The sequence below is a fragment of the Pseudoclavibacter sp. Marseille-Q434 genome (assembly GCF_050315415.1).
In the GTDB taxonomy this organism is placed as follows: Bacteria; Actinomycetota; Actinomycetes; order Actinomycetales; family Microbacteriaceae; genus Pseudoclavibacter.
In genome coordinates this window covers 1-18,322 of record NZ_JBNPQH010000004.1, presented here as the reverse complement: position 1 = coordinate 18,322, position 18,322 = coordinate 1, and the positions used below count along the sequence as shown (strand labels likewise).

The window sequence follows — 18,322 nt, the reverse complement described above, 5'->3', positions numbered from 1 at the left end:
CGAGGGTCAGTGGATCGCGAAGACTCGAGCGGGGAATCCGCTTCCGCCCTGCGGTTTCGGCCAGGTCGCGACGACCGCTGCGCCGGCCGCCGGCACGCGATCAAGACTCGCGAGCAGCTCAACCTGCCACCGATCCCGCTCGAGCAGGAATCGCTCGAGGCTGAAGTCGCCAGCGGAGGTCGCGACACCCGGATCCGTGTCGGTCTGCTCATGACCGACACCCGCGATGTCACGCTCCTCGATCAGAAAGGTGAGCACCTCGCGCGACCATCCGGGCGTGTGGCTCACACCGTCCGAGTCCGTGTTGGCCATGGCTGCGGCGTCGGGCCAGCGGTGGCTCCAATCGGTGCGGAGCGCCACGAAGGCGCGAGCGGGGATCCGTCCGTGCTCCGCCTCCCAGCGCTCGACATCCCGGAGCACCGGCGTCGCATCCTCGTCGCTCGCCGCGCGTTCGCTGATGTCGAGGACGACCAGCGGGAGGATCATCTCGGAGACTGGCAGCTCGTCGACAGCCCGCCCTCCGGCGGCGAAGTGCGATGGCGGGTCCACGTGCGTGCCCCACTGTCCGATGAGCGAGTACCGGTGCGCCGTGAATCCGTCTCCACGCTCCAGGGAGAAGAGCTCTTCACGCTCCTCGTCCGGGAACGCCGGGAAATGGGGTTGCCCGGCGTGGAAGGCGTGCGTGAGATCCGTGTAGACGCGCCCCTCGAGCGCAGCGCTCAGCTGCGACCAGGCATCACTCGAGCTGGCGCCGCTCGAGGCCAGCGCGCTCGTCCCCTTCCCCCGCGAGACGAGCGTCACCCCCTCGGTCACCTCGATCACGGGCACCTCCCATGGATGCACCTCGACGATGCGCTCGAGAATCTCGGTGAGCCGAGCAGAGCCGAGTGCGTCGTCGACGTGCGTCGTCACCGCGAGCGTGGGCGAAATCGTCCGCTCGCCAGCGGACCCGAGCGTCGGCTGAGCTCCTGACCCCACGGTGAAGCCCTCGAAGCCGATCGACACCTCGGTCACCGTCTTGTAGTCACCGAAGTCACCGACCTCCGAGAACGACGCGAGCACGTCGCGCAGTGGGCGCACGTCGGGACTCTCCCTGAAGACCGAGACGTTGCCGGCGACGACCTCGGCGAACGTGGCCGGCTGCACTGGCCAGTACACCCGGATCCTGCTTCGAACCGTTGTCCTGAGAACCATCGTGTTCCTCTCCTGTGACGCGTCATCGCGTCGTCGTCGTTCCACGCCCTATGCAATATAACCATGTCATAGTGCTAATGTCACACGCATGGAGGGGGTGCAGCAATGACGATGCGGCCACGAGACGAGATCGACGCGCAGATCCTGCGAGAGCTGACCAAGAACGCGCGCATCCCGCTCGTCGCACTTGGGAACCGGGTCCGACTCTCACGCAACGCGGTGAAGCAGCGCATCGAGCGCCTCGAACGAGACGGGGTCATCGAGGGCTACACCCTCGTGCGGGGCAGCGACGCCGACACCCACGACCACCCGATCTCCGCCGTGCTCTTCGTCTACCGCGCCGACCGGATGCGCGGGGCCGATGTCCTCGCAACGCTCGCGGGGGTCCCCGAGGTGATCAGATGCGACATCCTGACCGGCGACTACGACCTGTTCGTGCTCCTCGAGGCCCGCTCGGTCGAGCGCATCAAGGAGGTCTGGGAGAGCATCGCCGCCATCCCGGGCGTCAAGAACACCGTGACCTCACTCTCCCTGTCCACGGCCATCCGACACTCGCCGCCCGCAGGCGACTGACCCTGGCCACCACGACCGAGGGCACAGCTCCCTGCGCTACGCGTCGATGCCGGCGGCCTCGAGCGCTGCGAGCAGGCCTGGGAGCCAGGCCAGTGCCGCGTCGCTCGCGGTCTGCCGCGAGCTGGCGTCGTGCCGCCCGTACTCACCGACCCGCTGCGCCCCGAGCTCGGTCATGAGCCGGTCGATGTGCTCGCTGCCCTGGCTGTACGTGTCCGAGTAGGTGGTGTCACCCATTCCGAACATGCCGTAGCGGTAGCCGTCGAGTGCCGGGCGGATGGCGTCGAGCTCCTCCCAGAAGGGCAGAGCCCCGCTCGGCAGCTCACCGTCACCGTGGGTCGAGCACACGAAGAGGTAGAACGTGCCTTCCTCGAGCTCCTCCGGCTCGAAGACGGACATGTCCTCGACCGTGACCTCACGGTCGGGCATGGCGTCCGCAAGGTCACCGGCGACCATCTCCGCGTTTCCGGACTCCGTTCCGTAGAGGATGACGATGCTCATGAACTGCTCCTAGTTGTCACTGTCGGGGGTTGGGGCTTCTGGCACGGACGGGTGGGAGCTTAGCGGAGCAACCGCGGCCGAGGACCCGGATGAGCTTCGAGCAATGCGCAGGAGACTCTCGGTGTCCTGCTCCTTCGCCCGCACGCGGCCGGGGCCAGCCTGACGCTGCTCGTGCTCGTCGATGACGTTCCACTCGGCGAAGCTCACCGAGACCTCGTCGAGGCGTGCGAGCAGGGCCGCCCGCTCACCCTCGGGCTTCACATCCGCCGATGCAAGCCACTCCTCGACCTCGCGCGCGACCGTCTGCCCTTCGGCGCGGCTCTCGGCGATGGTGCCCTGCGGGCCGCGCCTCGCCCAGCCTGCCGCGAAGACATCCCGCTCGTGACCGAGCAGCGCATGCAGCAGGTGCGCGTCACCGCGGTGGAAGCCGACGGCGGTAACGACCGAGTCGACGTCGAGAGACGCGGGCTCGGCGACCGTCGAAGCACCCTGGGGCTCGAAGGAGCCGGGGCCGGCGACCGAGAGCCGGAGGGGCGAGCCTCCCTCGGACTCAGCGGCCAGCGCGACGGGCGCGACGCCGAACCGGAGGCGCACCGTGATGCGAGGCGTGGTCGGCTGGTCGCGGGCGAGCAGCGCCGCCAGCGCAGCCGCCTGCCCCGATCTCTCCGCAGAATCTTCGAGCGACGAGGCCTCGACGCCGACAACCTCGTAGCGGACATCGTCGATGCGTCCGAGCTCGGCCAGCAGCGAGGGGGTGAACTTCGCCTGGTCGACGAGGGATCGTCCGAGCACCTCGATGGTCCGCAGCTCACCCGAGGCCTGCTCGAGCAGCGGCGAGTGCACGTCAGACCCCTCGAAGTCCGTCTCGTGCTTCGCGAGCAGCCGCACGATGTCGATCGCCACGTTGCCGTTCCCGACGACCGCGACGCGAGCGCCGAGCGAGGGAAGGGACACCTCGTCGCCGGGGTGCTGGTTCAGGATGCGCATGAATCGTCCAGCGCCGACGACTCGCGCGTCGTCGAACCCCGGGAGCGGCAGGTGCGCGTCGGCGTGCAGCCCCGTCGCGACGACGGTTGCGTCGAACGCGCCTCGCACCGACTCGAGGTCGACGTCGCGCCCCACCTCGACGTTGCCGAGGAAGCGCACACCCGAACGGGTGAAGAGTCGATCGAACTGGCGGGTGACCGCCTTGGTCCCGACGTGGTCCGGTGCGACGCCGTAGCGGATGAGGCCGTACGGCACGGGCAGGCGCTCGAACATGGTGATATCGACGTCGCGCCTCAGCTTGAGCAGCGCCTGCGCCGTATAGCAAGCCGAGGGGCCGCTGCCGATGATCGCGACGGCACGGCGGGGTTCAACGGTCATGCAGTGGTGCTCTCCTCGACTTGCGGGGGCGCGGGAAACGCTCCGCCGAGTATCGCACCTCGGCCCGAGCCGCTGCTTCAGGTTGGAGGCCGGCCGCCGGTCAGGTGGCGATCGTCAGGCGTTGGCGCCCGCTTTCTGCTGCTTCAGCTTCTCCTCTGCCTGCATGGCCTTCTCCTCGACGGGAGCAGTACCCGACTCACGCTGCGCTCGCACGTAGGCGCGTGCCTCGTCCTGACGTTCGCGTTCCGCACCGGAGGCGATGGCCGCTCGAATGTGCTCGGGCCCGTAGCCGAACGCGTCGACCAGGTCGCCAGCGTGCGGGCGCAGTCGTGCGATGAGCCGCTCTCGGTATGCGGAGACGGCCTGCGCGCGAGGCACGGAGAGGCGACCCGACATGAGGTACCAGGCGAGGTTCTCCTCGATGAGGCCGAGACCGAAGAGGTCGCGCAGCCACGTGAGCACCTGGCGCGTCTTGCCTTCAGGCATAGCCGCGATCGCGTCGGTGAACGCCTCCCATTGCAGCAGCTGCCCGTGTGCCCGCGCCGCCTCGATGAGGGTCGGCTGGTGGCGGTTGAAGAGCGCGGCCGCTTCGGACTTGGACAGCTTCTTGGCGTTGCGCAGCTTCGCGGCGATCTCGGAGACGAGGGTCTCGACCCGCGCGGTGAGGAGTTCGTGCTGCGTGGCGGGCTGTCGCAGCCAGCCGACCGACCGGGCTCGGCTGCCCCGGTCGAGGACGATCTGGCCGATGCCGCGAAGGCCGGACCCCGAGTAGATGCGTTCGGCCGTCTGCTCGGCGACGATGCGCGTGACCTCGCCCCGGTCGGCACCCTTGAACTGCTCGGCGTAGTCGCTGAGGAGTCGCTTGCCGACGAGCTGCAGCAGCACGTGGTTGTCGCCTTCGAAGGTCGTGTAGATGTCGAGGTCGTGACGCAGTTGCGTGATGCGGTTCTCGGCGAGGAACCCGGCCCCGCCGCACGCCTCTCGTGCCTCCTGCAGCGTGTCGAGGCTGTGCCAGGTGGAGAGGGACTTGAGGGCGGCCGCGAGCGTCTCGAGGTCTTCCCTGTTCTCCGGGGTGTCGAGGTCGCCGGAGAAGACGCCGTGGAACTGCTTCAGCAGGTTCTCGTGCGCGAAGCTCAGCGCGTAGGTCGTCGCGAGACGCGGGATGAGCCGCTTCTGGTGCATCCCGTAGTCGAGCAGCACCGTTTCTTCGCCGTCACCGCCCGCGAACTGCCGCCGCTCGTTGGCGTAGGTGATGGCGATCTTGAGCGCAACCTTCGATGCGGCCACCGAGGCGCCGTCGAGCGAGACTCGCCCCTGGACCAGGGTGCCGAGCATGGTGAAGAAGCGTCGCCCCGGGCTCTTGATGGGCGAGGTGTACGTGCCGTCTTCCGAGACGTCGCCGTAGCGATTGAGGAGGTTGCGTCGAGGCACGCGCACCTGGGTGAAGTGCAGGCGCCCGTTGTCGATGCCGTTGAGGCCACCCTTGACGCCGTCGTCTTCACCGCCGATGCCCGGCAGGAAGTGGCCGCTGTCGTCGCGGATGGGGACGTAGAACGCGTGCACGCCATGCTTCACGTTCTTCGTGATGAGCTGCGCGAACACGACCGCCGCCTTGCCGTGCAGCGCCGCGTTGCCGAGGTAGTCCTTCCACGCCCCGCGGAACGGGGTGTTGATGACCCACTCCTGCGTGGCTTCGTCGTACGTCGCCGTCGTGCCGATCGACGCCACGTCGGAGCCGTGGCCCGTCTCCGTCATGGCGTAGACGCCGGGCACCTCGAGGCTCATGATGCCCGGGAGGAACGTGTCGTGGTGGTAGTCGGTGCCGAGGTGCATGACGGCAGAGCCGAAGAGTCCCCACTGCACGCCGGCCTTGATCTGGAGGCTTGGGTCGGCGACCACGAGCTCCTCGAAGGCGGCGATGTTCCCACCGTGGTTCGCCTCACCGCCGAGGCGCTTCGGGAACGCCAGGTTGACGGCGCCTTCCTCGACGAGGATGTGCAACTGGCCCATCACACGGTCGCGATGTTCCGGCATGGCAAGGGCCGGGTCGTGCCACAGTTCGGGCCGAGCCGAGTTCGCTCGTGCGCGCAGGCGCTCCTCCGGCCAGGTGCCGAGCAGCTGCTGCGACAGCCAGCCGACATCGATGCGGCTCTGCTCGAGAGCAACAGGCTCGTCGAGTTCCGGATCGTTGATGCTGATGTCAGACACGGATGCTCCTTTGCAACGTTGGGATGCCTCCACGCTAGGACGGGCCACCGACACTCGCCATTTCCCGGTGGGAGGGCACGAGGATTCTGCGCGCCAGAACCCCCCGAATTGCACACTTCATACAACTCAGCGGGCCAAGCGTTAGCTTGACCCGCTAGAGATGTGCGGTGATGCCGGCTGTTGCGGCCTGCGCCTACCCCTTGAGGGCGTCGCTGAGCTTCACACGTCCGCCGATGCGGAGGATGGAGTTCTCGTAGATACGGGCCCCGATCATGATCGACACCGCACTCGTCACGATGAGGATCACCAGCGCCAGGATCGGCTCCCACCATTCGGCCTGCCCGAGCACGACGCGCAGCGGCATCGCGATGGTCGCCGAGAACGGGATGTAGCTGAGGATCGTCATGAGCAGCGCGTTGCTGTTGAAGAGGATCACGAGCATGTACGGGATGAGCATGAGCATCATGAGGGGCGTCGTGACGCTGCCCACCTCCTCTTGCCTCGACACCATCGCGGATGCGCCCGCGTACAGCGTGGCGATCAGCACGAAGCCGAACACGAACAGCACCAGGAACCAGACGAAGCCCGGCCCGATGAGCGAGAACAGCGCCCCCTGGCCCGTCGCGGCGAGCGCTATGGCTGCGGCGGCGAGGATCGCCGCCACCTGGATGAGCGCCAGGATGCTGTTGCCGATGACCTTGCCCGCCATGATGACGCGGGGCGTGACCGTGGAGAGCAGGATCTCGACGATGCGCGACTGCTTCTCCTCGACGACGCTCTGCGCGATCGTGTACGCATAGCCCATCGCGGCCATGAAGTAGAGCACGCCGAACGCGACGGCCATGATGTACCCGAGGGCCGGGTTCACCTCGGGAGCCTCGAGCGAGAACGACGGGGGCACCTGGGCGAGGGCCATGGAGTCCTCGGTCGGCACCCCGTCGAGCCCGACGAGCACAAACGCACCGTCACCGAGGTCGCTCGCCGGCTGCCCGTCGCCCGTGAAGAGCTCAAGGCCTCGAGCATCGGCCGGTGTCAGCACCGCGTACTCGACCTCGCCGTCTCGCACGAGCTGGGCAGCGGCCTCAGCGGATGCGACCTCGGTCGCCTCGAGGCCAGCCGTGGAAGCGATCGACGTCGTGTCGGACACCGTCGCCACCTTCGTCGATCCGCCCCCGATGGCGTCACCGAACAGCGCGACCGCCACGATGCCGCCCGCGACGAGCAGCAGGGTGATGAGGAACGAGATCTGCTGGGCGCGCGAGCGAGCCTGCACGAGGATCTCTCGCTTGGCGATGAGCTGGATGCCCTTCGCCGAGCTGAGGCCGAATTGACGAGGCCGCGGCGCCGCGGCTGCGGCCCGCTGGGGAGACGTGGTTTCCTGTGTGTTCGTCATGCGACGACCTCCCGGTAGATGTCGGAGAGCTTCACGATGTGGCGACCGAAGCCGAAGACCGGGCCCCGGTCGAGGGCCGTGCGGAGGATGCGCTGCGCCGTCTCCCCCGAGTCGGCGACGAAGATCGCATCCCCTCGGTCGAATTCGAGGACCTTGATGCCCGGCTCGTCTCGGAGCCAGCCGGCGTCTCCGGCGACGGAGATGCGGTGCATGCCCTCGGAGTGGCGCTCCTGCAGCTCGTGTCGGTCGCCGCTCGCTCTGATGGCTCCCCCGGAGATGATGACGAGGTTGTCGCTGAGCCGCTCGACGACGTCCAGCTGGTGGCTGGAGAAGAGCACGGGGACGCCGCGGGCCGCGAAGCCCTGCAGCGTCTCGAGGACGACCTCGACGGCGAGCGGGTCGAGTCCGGAGAACGGCTCGTCCAGGATGAGCATCTCGGGCTCGTGCGCCAGCGACGCGGCGATCTGCGCCCGCTGCTGGTTGCCGAGCGAGAGGTCCTCCACGTTGTCGTCTGCCCGCTCTGTGAGCCCCAGGTCATCGAGGAAGCGGTCGGCGTTCTTGGCCGCCTCCTTGGCGCTGAGTCCGTGCAGCTCGGCGAAGTAGGTGACCTGCTCCTTCACCTTCATCTTCGGGTAGAGGCCACGCTCTTCCGGCATGTACCCGAAGCGGGCCCGGTCGGTCACGACGACGGGACGGCCGTCGATCGTGACGACTCCGGCATCCGGCTTCACGACGCCGAGGATCGTGCGCATCGTCGTGGTCTTGCCCGCGCCGTTGCCGCCGACGAAGCCCGTGAGCTTGCCCGGCTCCACGGAGAAGCTCACATCGTCGAGCACCTTGCGGTCGCCGTAGGTCTTGGAGATGTTCTGGATCTCGAGCATCACCCCTCCTGTCTCGCGCGACGTCCGACGCCGCACCGTCTCTGGGTATGCAGAAGACGCTACGGACAACGGCGGGTCGAGGGATCGGCCGCGCGACGGAACTCGAGCTCTGCCGCTTCATCCGCTCGGGTGAGGTGGTGGTCGCTCGGCCTGAGGGGCGCTATTCGACGGGCGCGACGACGCCCACGTTGTAGGCGAAGATGACCGCGTGGATGCGGTCGCGCACCCCGATCTTCGCGAGCAGGTTCGAGACATGCGTCTTCACGGTGGCTTCGGACACGAACAGACGCGCCGCGATGTCCGCGTTGCTGAGACCCTCCGCGATGAGGGCCAGCACTTCGCTCTCGCGCTCGGTGAGGCTCGCGAGCGCAGGATGCTGGGTGGGTGCCAGCGACGTGCCCTCGTCGTGCACGCCGGCCTGCAGCGCATCCGCGACCTGCGTCGGGGCCGACTCCGGGGCGTCGTGGAGCATGCCGGCGATGACGCCACGTGTGACCTGAGGATCGAGCAGGGCATCGCCTGAGTGGACGACCCGCACGGCCTCGACGAGCGTCTCCGGCGGCGAGTTCTTCAGCACGAATCCGCTCGCTCCAGCGCGCAGCGAGTCGCGGACGGCGGCCTCGTCGCGGAAGGTCGTCAGCATGAGCACACGCGGGGCGGCGTCGCCGAGCTGCATGATCTCGCGGGTCGCTGCGATGCCGTCGAGCACGGGCATCTGCACGTCCATGCACACGAGGTCTGGCTTGAGCCGCTCGACGACGGCGACGGCTTCGCGCCCGTCTGTCGCCTCGCCGACGACGACGATATCGGCCTCGGACTCGAGGATCAGCTTGAAGCCCATGCGCACGAGCTGGTGATCGTCGACCAGCACCACGCGGATCTGTTCAGACACTTGGCCTCCTTTGGCACCCGCAGCAGCGGTGTCGTTCTCGTGACCGTATGCGGGCGAGGTTACCGGGAGTTGTCCGAGTGGCGCTGGAGTCCAGGGGCACGTCGTCACACCTGCCGGTCATAGGGCACCCGGAGGAGAACCCGGAAACCTCCGCCACCGCGCTTGCTGGTGGTGACCTCGCCTCCCGCCGCGCGGGCTCGTTCCCGCATGCCCACGAGCCCGAGCCCGCCGGCGCTGTTCGTGTGCTTCGCGGCAGCGGCGTGGGCGAAGGATGCTGGCCCGTCGTCGGTCACATCGAGTTCGATTCCGCGTTCCAGATAGCGCAGCCGGACGTCGGCGGGAGCCTCGGGGCCGGCATGCTTCCGCGTGTTGGTCAGCGCCTCCTGCAGCACGCGGTACACCGCGATGCCGGTCAGCGGCGACACCGGCCGCGGCTCCCCGAATGTGCTGAATTCAACCCGCATGCCGGCCCCGCGCAGCTCCTCGATGAGCGCCGGCACCTGCTCGACGGTGTGCGTCGAAGGCGCGGATGCTCCTGCTTGCACTCCCGGTGCGCCGTCGTCGGGCGCCGGCGCACCGTCGGCGTCGTCCGCATCCGCGCTGCGCAGCGTCGTGAGGAGCGAATGGAGCTCCTCGATCGCGACGCGTGCGCTCTGCTCGACACCGAGCAGAGCCTGCTGCGATTTCTCTGGTGAGGTCTCTGCGGTGCGCCGAGCCGCGGCCGCCTGCAGGCCCATGAGCGAGACGTGATGCGCGACCACGTCGTGGAGTTCTCTCGCGATACGGACACGATCGAGGCGGATCGCCTGCTCTCCCACGCGCTTGCGCTCGTCAGCCAGCGCCTCCGCGTACTCCTCCAGCTCACGCGTGCGCTCCTCGAGCGCGGCGCGCTGCCCCGCCCGCCGGTAGTCGGAGTTGCCGAACCAGAAGGCGCCGATGAAGTAGAGCACGTTGATGAGCAGCGTGTAGGCCGTGAAGACGCTCGAGATCCAGTTCTCGCTGTCGCTCGACTCCGAGAACGCGAAGAGGAGCGTCGCACGAGTGAAGGCGTCGACGACGGCCCACACGGTCATGCCGACCGTGATGGCGATGCGCAGCAGCGTCACCATCACCCGCTGGTTGCTCCAGGCACCCGCCGTGAAGATGAGCAGGAAGTACCCGATCTGCGTGACGACGGTGTCGAGGTACGTGAAGGCGAACGCCGACACGAACGCGACCGTGCTGAGCACGAGCATCCACAACGGGAATCGGCGGCGCAACGCGATGGCGACGCCGTACATCGCGGGCACGAGGACCATGCCGACCAGCGCTGCAGCCGGATCTTCGTCGTGGAGCAGGGCGCCGACTTCAGAGGGGTCGGCCCCCTTGCGCAGCTCGAGCACCGCCCAGTTCGAGAACACCATGAGGCCGACCGCGATGAGCGCCACGATGATGTCGGTGCGCAGCGCACGCCGAGATGGGCCGGGTCGCTGCCAGTCGGACGGATGCTCGGCATCGAGGCCCTGGAGTCGCTGCCAGAGATCGCTGCCGCGCGGTGACGAGATCATGGGCTCAAGGCTAGGCGCAGCCCCCGACATTCCACGCGCGCGCGTCGCGGGGCACGCGAACGTGTCAGTCGAGCAGGCCGGTCGGCTCGGCGGGGAGACGGCGCCAGGCGGCGTGCAGCCAGATGGCTCCGACGATCGCCGAGCCGAGCCCGACGACCAGCTGCACCGCGCCGTTCGCGCTCGCACCCGTGATCGCGAGCACACCCGTCAGCAGAAGACCCGTGACCGCGAGCACGGAGAGGATGCTGCCCGCAGTCCGAGCGCCCTCCGCCCGCTTCCGCTTGGGTGAGCCGAGGATCTTCCAGATCGCGCCGTAGCCGACGACGATGACCACGATCGAGACCACGACACTCAGGATGCTCGCCGACCGGAACTCGGATTCCTGCTGCCAGTTCGCGAGCGCACCGGCCGCGACCATGACCGCGAGGAGGATCGTGAGCCGCCGGAGCCTCGACACGCGCGCCGGGGTGAGCGACCGCTCAGGCTCTGCTGCACGTGGCACGTCGTAGCCCGGGCGAGGTTCTTCGTACGAAGGGGAATCAGGCATGCCTCAAGCCTGCCACGTCGAGCTGATGCCTCCCGGACGAGCGTGGAGTCTTCTCGCCCGCTGGCGCAGCACGTCATCGTCCGATCCGGCACCCGCACCCGCAAGCGCCTGGAGCGCGCCGGCAAGCGCATCCGCGCCCACCGCCTTCGCACCCGCGTCATCCGCGATCAGCTCGATGAGCAGCGCCGTCGCGCGCGACAGGTTCTTCGCGCCCGTGTACCGCGGGAGGCACGCCTCGTTGACCTCGGCGAGCCGCTGGGCGAGGGCGTGGAACCTGACCAGGTGACAGCGCTCATGCGCGACGACCGCTTCCAGCTGCTCGCGCGTCAGCAGCTGCTCGAGTCCGCTCGACACGATGACCACCGGAGCGGGCCCGGCCGCCGCGAGCGCGTGCGGTGCCGGAGACTCGACGAAGCGCACGAGGGCCCCGCCGATGCGCTCATCCCTGTAGGACAGCACGCGCGCAGCATCCCGCAGCTCGTCGTTCGCGCGCCTGCCGTCAGCCAGAGCCCGCCCGGAACGACGCGTGACGATGAACCCCCAGCCGAACATGGCGATCAGGCCGACGCTCGCGACGACCGAGGCGAGCGCGATCTCGAAGCCGCTGAGCCAGCTGCCCTCGTCATGCTCCCAGGTGAGCACAGCGACGACCGACAGCGCGACGGCCGCCAGCAGCGCGAGCGAGCCGCCGACGACGGCGCCGTGCCACAGTCCGAGAGCCAGCTGCGGATGCTGCACCTGCCAGGTGCCCCGGGTGAGGAGCGACGGTGCCGCGAGCATCGTGAAGACCGCGAACGCGAGACACGCGAGCGCAGGGATGATCCACACTTCGGATCACTCGCGTCCGGGCAGGAACCCCGGACGCCCGCTTGGAGCCATGGTGGAACCCGGTCCGGCTCCGGCTAGCTGGCCGATGCGGGCTCGGAAGCCGAGACAGGCGAGTGCTGCAGAGCCGCGCGAAGGAGGTCTGCGTCACGGGCGTCGAGGTTGCCTGCGAACTTCAGGAGCGCGGCCTCGCGGCCGTCGATCGTCTTGAGCGCATTCAGCATCGCCCTGGAGGCGTGCTCGGCTTCGGTCTGCGTCGCAGCGAAGCGGATGCCGCGCTGCTCGTGGCCGACGCGCGTCACATCACCCTTCGCCCGCAGGCGGTCGAGGGCGGTGAGGATGGTCGTGGACGCGGGAACCCGGCCCGGGAACCGGTCCTGGATCTCACGGGCCGTGAGCGGCTCGTCGGCGGTCCACAGGAGCCGCAGCACGACGAGTTCGAGCTCACCCCGTGCTCGAGTGCGAGTTCCTGGCATTGTGCTGCTCCAATTCTTGACGCGGATCTGCCGTGGGGAACGTCACCCAGATCTCCGCGAGCCTTCAGGCTATCAAGCTCCACGGCCTGTCGCGCGCGTCGCTCTACAGTTTGTAGACTTGCACCAGCCCGTGACCCCAGCGGGATCGTGTCCCGCTGAGGGAAGGCGTGGAGCCCAATGAGAAACGTCAGCACTCGTCTGCTCATGAGCTGTGCCGCGATCGGAGTCGCGGGCGGAGTCGTGTTCACCGTCAACGCCTACATCGGCGGCGCCGTCTCGAATCTCCTCCCACTCGTGTACGGGCTCACGATCGGCCTGTACTTCATTCCGGGGGCACTCGCGCAGGCGCTGTTCCGCCGCCCGTGGGTCGGCCTCATCACCTCGGCCCTCGCCGGACTCGTCGCGAGCCCGTTCCAGCCGATCGCATTCGGCGCGTTCCTCATCGGCGTCGGCATCGGGGTGCTCCAGGAGCTGCCGTTCCTGGTCACACGCTACCGACGCTGGTCGGCGTGGCTGTTCCTCGCCGGGTCGCTGTTCGCGGGCCTCGTCATGACCGCCGCCGCGTTCCGCATCCTCGACGGCGGCGGGTACGACGCGCTCGGCACGGCGCTCCTCATCGGCAGCTTCCTCGTGTCGCCTCCGCTCTGCACGATGCTCGCGGTCTGGCTCGCGAAGCAGCTCGAGCGTGCAGGCATCGGCCGTGACCTGCGGCTCGCGAAAGACCGCAGAGCACCCAGGTGACGTCCCCGCTCCTGCGGGTCGAACGTCTCTCCGTCACCCACTTCGACGCTGCGGCTCCGCGCCCCGACGGCGTCTCGTTCTCAATCTCCCGCGGCGAGGCGGTGCTGCTCCTCGGCCCGTCCGGGTGCGGCAAATCGACGCTCGCCCGCGCACTGAACGGGCTCATCCCGCAGTCGCTCGGGGCAGACGTGACCGGGAGGGTGCTGCTCGCGGACGGCAGAGGAGGGTCGGAGTCCGACACTGTCTGGGGTGATGTCGCGGATCTCGGCGTCGCCGCCGCAAGCCAGTACGTCGCCATGGTGTTCCAGGACGCGGACGCGCAGATCGTGACCGGCCAGGTCTTCGATGAGGTCGCCTTCGGCCCAGAGAACCTCCGTCTTCCGGTCCAGGAGATCGAGACGAGGGTCGAGGCGTCGCTCGCCCAGCTCGGTCTGTGGTCGCGGCGCGAGGACTCTCCGGACGTGCTCTCCGGCGGGGGCAGGCAGCGGCTCGCCATCGCAAGCGCGCTCGCCTTGGGCTCGCGGCTCCTGGTGCTCGACGAGCCGACGGCGAACCTCGACCAGGCGGCGAAGCACGCCATCTATTTGGCGCTCGGCGAGCTCGTGCGAGCGGGAACGCACGGCCTCCTGCTCATCGAGCACGACCTCGACGAGGCCCTGACGATAGCGACCCGCGTCATCGTGCTCGACTCCGACGGGCGTCTCGTGCTCGACGGCCCGCCCCGCGAGATCTTCGGGCAGCACTCGGACAGGCTCCGCGAGCTCGGCGTCTGGTTCCCCGTCGCACACGAGGCTGCGGCGGTCTTCACCGAGGCCGGCTGGAATCTGGGCGCGGCACCGCTGCCGCTGCTCGGCACCGAGCTCGCGCGGCGCCTCGAGCACGCGGCCTCACCGACGGCGACCGACCTGCGCATCGGTCTGCGGCCAACTTCGGTGACTGCTCGCGCCGAATCGACCACAGACACCCCTGCGACCCAGCGCTTGTCACCGAAGTCGGTCGCGTCCCCCGAGAAGTCCGGAACGCAACCGGCCTCCCCTCGCCTCGACGTCCGCGAGCTCACCGTCACCCGCGGCCGCACACAAGTGCTCGGGCCAGTTGCCCTGAGCATCCAGCCCGGCACGATCACGGCCGTCGTCGGGCACAACGGGGCAGGCAAATCGACCCTGCTGCAAGCCCTCGCGGGTGTGCGTCGCGCGCCGCGAGGCACCGTGCTGCTCGACGGGCAGGACATCTCCCGGATGCGGGCGGGTGAACTCCGCGCCCGCGTCGGCTACGTGTTCCAGAACCCGGAGCACCAGTTCCTCACGCACACCGTGCGCGACGAGCTCGCGTTCGAGATCGGACGAAGGGCGGCGGATGCGCGGAGCCGGGTCGACGAGATGCTCGAGCGCTTCGGGCTCGCCGAGCACGCCGACCGGCATCCGTTCCTCCTCTCCGGCGGTCAGAAGCGGAGGCTCACGGTGGCCGCCGCCCTCCTCGACGGGGCCGACGTGCTGGTGCTCGACGAGCCGACCTTCGGGCAGGACAAGGCGCGCGCCGATGAGCTCGTCTCGCTGCTGCGTGAGCTCCACCGAGACGGGGCCACGCTGGTGCTCGCGACGCACGACCTGCAGCTCGTGACGGAACTCGCGACGCACCTCCTGGTTCTCGAGGGTGGCGTGGTCGCCGTGCACGGCGAAGTCGGCGACGTCGTGTCCTCCGGTGCGCTCGAGGCCGCGGGCCTTGGCCTGCCGCCGCTTGCGCGCGCACTCGCGGACGTGCGCAGTCACCCAAGGCTGCGCGGCATCACGTCGATCTCTCGGCTCGAGGCTGAGCTCGCTCGCCAGTCCTCGGTGAACCTGCGCGGTGCGTCGTGAGCGCAGGCGACGCACTCGCCTCGCGGCCCAGTGTCGCGCGCTCGCGCGCCGAGCGCCTGCCCTGGCTGCACCGGCGCACCCCGCTCGTGAAGATCGCCGCGACGTTGCCCGCGATCATCGCGATGTTCGTGGTGCGCGACGCTTTCAGCCCAGCGCTGCTGATCGTTCTCTGCGGCATCGCGATTCTGAGCGGGGCGCGCTTGTCTGCCCGAAGCGCCCTGCTGCTGATCGCCGGCGTGCCCGTCGTGCTGGTGGTCCTCTCGGTGACCCTCGGCGTCTGGGTCGACCCGACGGTGTCCGGCGAGACGACAAGCGCCGCTCCCCTGCTCGCCGCGCTCGCGCTCGACGGTACGGCGACCATCTTCGAGCTCGCCGGCCGGCCCTTCACGGTGGCCGCCTGGGCCACCGGACTCGGCACAGCGCTCCGCCTCGTCGCGATCGTGCTGCTGTCGCTCGTCGGCGGGATCGCCACGGCGGGCGACGACTTCGTGCGCTCCCTGGTGCAGCACCTGCACGTGCCCTACCGCTTCGGCTACGCCGCGATGGCCGCCTTCAGGTTCGTGCCGAGGTTCCGGTCTGAACTCGAGGTGATCCGAGCCGCCCGGCGCGTGCGCGGCGTCGATCGAGGTCGGGGGCCGCTCGCCTGGCTTCGCTCGCAGCTCGACGTCACGATCCCTCTGCTCGCGGGCGCGCTGCGGCACGCTGACCGGGTCGCGCTCTCGATGGATGCGCGCGCGTTCGGCTTCGCCCCGACGCGCACCGAGCGCCACATCCTCCGCACGGACGCCGCCGACTGGGCACTCGTGGCCGTCGCGTGGACCGCGACGGCGGCCGCATTGCTCGCGTCGAGCCACCTGGGCTGAACGATCCCGCCAATCTCGGGATGGGTTTCGCGCCTCGGGATGGGGTGCACCCCATCCCGAGGCGCGAAACCCATCCCGAGATCAAGAAACGGGGCGACCGGCGCGCCGAGCGACTACTCGCTCGCGTTCTGCCCGAAGTTGCTCTCCGCCACGCCCCCCTCATCTGGCCCGGTCGCGAAGCGCTTGTCGTGCTTCTCCGCTTCCTCGACCTCAGCCTCAAGCTCCTGCGGAGTGTCGACGGGCTCCGGCTCGAAGAGCGAGCCCGCGTCGGGGAAGAGGTGGCCGTCGCCGTTCGCGCGCTCGTTGGCGAGCTGCTCGGTGCTGATGCGCGCCGCGCTCTCGTGGCCGGCGCTCTCGCCACCTGGCCCTTCGCCGTTCGCCGCGACGTCCTCGCCCGCGCTTGCCTGGTCTGCCCGCGCCTGCGGGTCGTTCGCCTGCTGTTCGCTCATGTGTCCAACGCTACGCGGCGATCATCCACGTTTCGGGTGCGGGCACGAACGACGATGCCCCTCTGGACGAAGGGTGTGTTCGTCCAGAGGGGCATCGGTCGATCAGCTCGCGCGGGGCGCCTAGTCTGCGTACGCCATGAAGGCGTCGAGCTCGGCACCGCCAGGGCGCGCCGGGATCATGGGCGCGTCGATCTCGGCCCGCTCGAGCAGCTCGGACATTCGGCGACGACGCTGCTTCGGGATGACCGTGACCACCGTGCCACGCTGTCCCGCGCGACCCGTTCGGCCGGAGCGGTGGAGGTACGACTTGTACTCCTCCGGCATGTCCGACTGGATCACGAGACGGATGTCATCGACGTGGATACCGCGCGCGGCGACGTCAGTCGCGACGAGCACGTTGACCTTGCCACTCGTGAGCAGGCGCAGGTTGTGCGTGCGTCGCCCCTGCGTGAGGTCGCCGTGGAGCGCAGCCGCGGGCACGCCGGCCATCGACAGCTCGGTGGCGAGCCCCTCGGCGGCGATACGCGTCTTCGTGAAGATCAGCACGCGGCCGCCGGAGCCGGCGAGCTGCTCGATGACGGCGCGCTTGTCGTCGCGCTCGACGACGAGGACGCTGTGGTCGATGTCGGTGTGCTGCTCTTCCTCGCCCGCCACCTCGTGCACGGACGGCTTCTTGAGGAACTCCGTCACAAGTCGCTGCACGGCCGCGTCGAGCGTCGCCGAGAACAGCAGGCGCTGTCCGCCGGGCATGGTCATGCGCAGGATGCGCTGCACGGGCTCGAGGAACCCGAGGTCGCACATCTGGTCGGCTTCGTCGAGCACCGTGATCTCGACCTGGTCGAGCCGCAGGAAGCCCTGACGCTCGAGGTCCTCGATGCGGCCGGGGGTTCCGATGACGATGTCGACGCCGCGCCCGAGGGCCGTGACCTGACGCTGCTGCGGCACGCCCCCGTACACCTGGGTTGTGAAGAGGCCGACGCTGCGGGCGATCGGCTGGATGGTCCGGTCGATCTGCAATGCGAGCTCGCGTGTCGGCGCGACGATGAGGGCGCGGGGCGCGCGCCCGATCTTGCGCTTGCTGGCGTCGGCATCGCGGCCGCGCGCGACGCTGAGCCGCTGCACGAGGGCCGCGCCGAACGCGATCGTCTTGCCGCTGCCGGTCCGGCCACGGCCGAGCACGTCACGCCCCTGGATCGCATCCGGGATCGTCGATGCCTGGATGGGGAACGGGCTCGGTGCGCCGAGTTCGGCGAGCGCGTCGACGATGTTGGCGCCGAGGCCGAGGTCGCCGAAGCTCAGGCCGTCGGCGTTCTTCGCGCCGACCGCGGTCGGGGCGAGACGCTCGAGCACGCGGTCCTCGTCGTGAGAGGGGGCGCGGCCCGCGGCGGACTGGCTGTGGCTGCGGTAGTCCTGGATCGCCCCGCGCTGCGGCTGGTTCGCGCCGCGAGCCGTGGGGTCGAAGTGCTTGGCGCTGCGGTCGCCGCGCGAGCCGGCCGCCGGCTGACGCCCATGCGACTGGCGGAGGGCGTCGTGGTGGTGGCGGTCGATGCGCTCGTTGCGATCGGAGAACTGCCCGTCGCGTCCGCGAGCGCCGCCGCGCGCTGATGCTGCTCCGCGCGCGGGTGCTCCTCGGCGGGTGCTGTAGCGGTCGTCGCCGCGGGGACGGCTCTGGTCGGAGCCGCGCGAGCCGCCGCGGTCGAAGGAATCGTTGCGGCCGGACGCGTCGTAGCCGCCACGACGGTCGTCGCTGCGGTCGCTGTAGCCGCCACGACGGTCGTCCGAGCCTCGGCCGGCGCTCCGCCGGTCGTCACCTGGCCGGGTGTTGCTGCCGTAGCCGCCTCGGCGGTCGTCGCCGCGGCCGGCATAGCCACCGCGTCGGTCGTCGCCGCCCGCAGAACCGCCTCGGCGGTCGTCGCCGCGTCCGGCATAGCTGCCGCGGCGGTCGTCGCCGCCCGCGCGAGTTCCGCCGGACCGGCGGTCGTCTCCGCGGAAGGCGCCGCGCTCGCCGCTGCCC

General features: G+C 69.5%; 17 protein-coding genes. 4 read left to right on the top strand and 13 right to left on the bottom strand.

Annotated elements, in window-relative coordinates:
- Positions 1-6 precede the first annotated feature (6 nt).
- Positions 7-723 carry a cyclase family protein gene (locus ACQFZP_RS14680; RefSeq protein WP_249312612.1) on the bottom strand — a complete coding sequence of 239 codons (717 nt, stop codon included), beginning with the start codon at positions 721-723 and terminating at the stop codon, positions 7-9.
- 576 nt (positions 724-1,299) lie between these two features.
- Here ACQFZP_RS14680 and ACQFZP_RS14675 point away from each other — a divergent pair.
- Complete coding sequence (locus ACQFZP_RS14675) at positions 1,300-1,767, top strand: Lrp/AsnC family transcriptional regulator (RefSeq protein WP_211891828.1); 468 nt, start codon at positions 1,300-1,302, stop codon at positions 1,765-1,767.
- Positions 1,768-1,803: 36 nt separating this feature from the next.
- Here the strand turns inward: ACQFZP_RS14675 and ACQFZP_RS14670 are convergent, their stop codons facing one another.
- The 10 genes from ACQFZP_RS14670 to ACQFZP_RS14625 form a co-directional block, all read right to left on the bottom strand.
- A complete protein-coding gene (locus ACQFZP_RS14670; protein ID WP_104310435.1) occupies positions 1,804-2,265 on the bottom strand; it encodes a flavodoxin domain-containing protein in 462 nt (153 codons plus the stop codon).
- A gap of 9 nt (positions 2,266-2,274) precedes the next feature.
- The gene (locus ACQFZP_RS14665; RefSeq protein WP_104310434.1) at positions 2,275-3,630 is read right to left on the bottom strand and encodes an FAD-dependent oxidoreductase; all 1,356 of its coding nucleotides are present in this window, start codon (positions 3,628-3,630) and stop codon (positions 2,275-2,277) included.
- A 114-nt stretch (positions 3,631-3,744) separates the two neighbouring features.
- Complete coding sequence (locus tag ACQFZP_RS14660) at positions 3,745-5,838, bottom strand: acyl-CoA dehydrogenase (RefSeq protein WP_179556007.1); 2,094 nt, start codon at positions 5,836-5,838, stop codon at positions 3,745-3,747.
- 193 nt (positions 5,839-6,031) lie between these two features.
- On the bottom strand, positions 6,032-7,231 hold the full coding sequence (locus ACQFZP_RS14655) for an ABC transporter permease (protein WP_104310432.1): 1,200 nt from the start codon (positions 7,229-7,231) through the stop codon (positions 6,032-6,034).
- Positions 7,228-8,112 carry an ABC transporter ATP-binding protein gene (locus tag ACQFZP_RS14650; protein WP_104310431.1) on the bottom strand — a complete coding sequence of 295 codons (885 nt, stop codon included), beginning with the start codon at positions 8,110-8,112 and terminating at the stop codon, positions 7,228-7,230. Before ACQFZP_RS14650 ends, ACQFZP_RS14655 begins: the two co-directional genes overlap by 4 nt.
- Before the next feature lie 160 nt (positions 8,113-8,272).
- A complete protein-coding gene (locus tag ACQFZP_RS14645) occupies positions 8,273-9,004 on the bottom strand; it encodes a response regulator (protein ID WP_179556004.1) in 732 nt (243 codons plus the stop codon).
- Between the two features lie 104 nt (positions 9,005-9,108).
- Complete coding sequence (locus tag ACQFZP_RS14640; protein ID WP_181026853.1) at positions 9,109-10,551, bottom strand: sensor histidine kinase; 1,443 nt, start codon at positions 10,549-10,551, stop codon at positions 9,109-9,111.
- A gap of 64 nt (positions 10,552-10,615) precedes the next feature.
- Positions 10,616-11,098 (bottom strand): hypothetical protein, encoded by a 483-nt coding sequence (locus ACQFZP_RS14635; RefSeq protein ID WP_146080691.1) that lies wholly within the window; start codon positions 11,096-11,098, stop codon positions 10,616-10,618.
- A 3-nt stretch (positions 11,099-11,101) separates the two neighbouring features.
- Positions 11,102-11,926 (bottom strand): M48 family metalloprotease, encoded by an 825-nt coding sequence (locus ACQFZP_RS14630; RefSeq protein WP_104310427.1) that lies wholly within the window; start codon positions 11,924-11,926, stop codon positions 11,102-11,104.
- A 74-nt stretch (positions 11,927-12,000) separates the two neighbouring features.
- Positions 12,001-12,399 (bottom strand): BlaI/MecI/CopY family transcriptional regulator, encoded by a 399-nt coding sequence (locus tag ACQFZP_RS14625; protein ID WP_104310426.1) that lies wholly within the window; start codon positions 12,397-12,399, stop codon positions 12,001-12,003.
- A gap of 177 nt (positions 12,400-12,576) precedes the next feature.
- Between ACQFZP_RS14625 and ACQFZP_RS14620 the strand changes: the two genes are divergently transcribed.
- Genes ACQFZP_RS14620 through ACQFZP_RS14610 form a run of 3 tightly spaced genes read left to right on the top strand, consistent with a single transcriptional unit; the run spans position 12,577 to position 15,859 of the window.
- A complete protein-coding gene (locus tag ACQFZP_RS14620) occupies positions 12,577-13,140 on the top strand; it encodes an ECF transporter S component (protein ID WP_211891827.1) in 564 nt (187 codons plus the stop codon).
- Positions 13,137-14,996 (top strand): ABC transporter ATP-binding protein, encoded by a 1,860-nt coding sequence (locus tag ACQFZP_RS14615; protein ID WP_211891826.1) that lies wholly within the window; start codon positions 13,137-13,139, stop codon positions 14,994-14,996. Before ACQFZP_RS14620 ends, ACQFZP_RS14615 begins: the two co-directional genes overlap by 4 nt.
- On the top strand, positions 14,993-15,859 hold the full coding sequence (locus tag ACQFZP_RS14610; protein WP_211891825.1) for an energy-coupling factor transporter transmembrane component T family protein: 867 nt from the start codon (positions 14,993-14,995) through the stop codon (positions 15,857-15,859). The genes ACQFZP_RS14615 and ACQFZP_RS14610 overlap by 4 nt, the downstream gene beginning before the upstream one ends.
- A gap of 113 nt (positions 15,860-15,972) precedes the next feature.
- Here the strand turns inward: ACQFZP_RS14610 and ACQFZP_RS14605 are convergent, their stop codons facing one another.
- The gene (locus ACQFZP_RS14605) at positions 15,973-16,308 is read right to left on the bottom strand and encodes a hypothetical protein (RefSeq protein ID WP_211891824.1); all 336 of its coding nucleotides are present in this window, start codon (positions 16,306-16,308) and stop codon (positions 15,973-15,975) included.
- Positions 16,309-16,428: 120 nt separating this feature from the next.
- On the bottom strand, positions 16,429-18,322 hold a 1,894-nt coding region (locus tag ACQFZP_RS14600; RefSeq protein WP_249312586.1), incomplete at its 5' end, for a DEAD/DEAH box helicase.

Coding starts and splice junctions, on each gene's coding strand:
- ACQFZP_RS14675 (WP_211891828.1), top strand. CDS start 1,300: ATGACGATGCGGCCACGAGACGAGATCGACGCGCAGATCCTGCGAGAG.
- ACQFZP_RS14670 (WP_104310435.1), bottom strand. CDS start 2,265: ATGAGCATCGTCATCCTCTACGGAACGGAGTCCGGAAACGCGGAGATG.
- ACQFZP_RS14665 (WP_104310434.1), bottom strand. CDS start 3,630: ATGACCGTTGAACCCCGCCGTGCCGTCGCGATCATCGGCAGCGGCCCC.
- ACQFZP_RS14655 (WP_104310432.1), bottom strand. CDS start 7,231: ATGACGAACACACAGGAAACCACGTCTCCCCAGCGGGCCGCAGCCGCG.
- ACQFZP_RS14650 (WP_104310431.1), bottom strand. CDS start 8,112: ATGCTCGAGATCCAGAACATCTCCAAGACCTACGGCGACCGCAAGGTG.
- ACQFZP_RS14640 (WP_181026853.1), bottom strand. CDS start 10,551: ATGATCTCGTCACCGCGCGGCAGCGATCTCTGGCAGCGACTCCAGGGC.
- ACQFZP_RS14635 (WP_146080691.1), bottom strand. CDS start 11,098: ATGCCTGATTCCCCTTCGTACGAAGAACCTCGCCCGGGCTACGACGTG.
- ACQFZP_RS14625 (WP_104310426.1), bottom strand. CDS start 12,399: ATGCCAGGAACTCGCACTCGAGCACGGGGTGAGCTCGAACTCGTCGTG.
- ACQFZP_RS14620 (WP_211891827.1), top strand. CDS start 12,577: ATGAGAAACGTCAGCACTCGTCTGCTCATGAGCTGTGCCGCGATCGGA.
- ACQFZP_RS14605 (WP_211891824.1), bottom strand. CDS start 16,308: ATGAGCGAACAGCAGGCGAACGACCCGCAGGCGCGGGCAGACCAGGCA.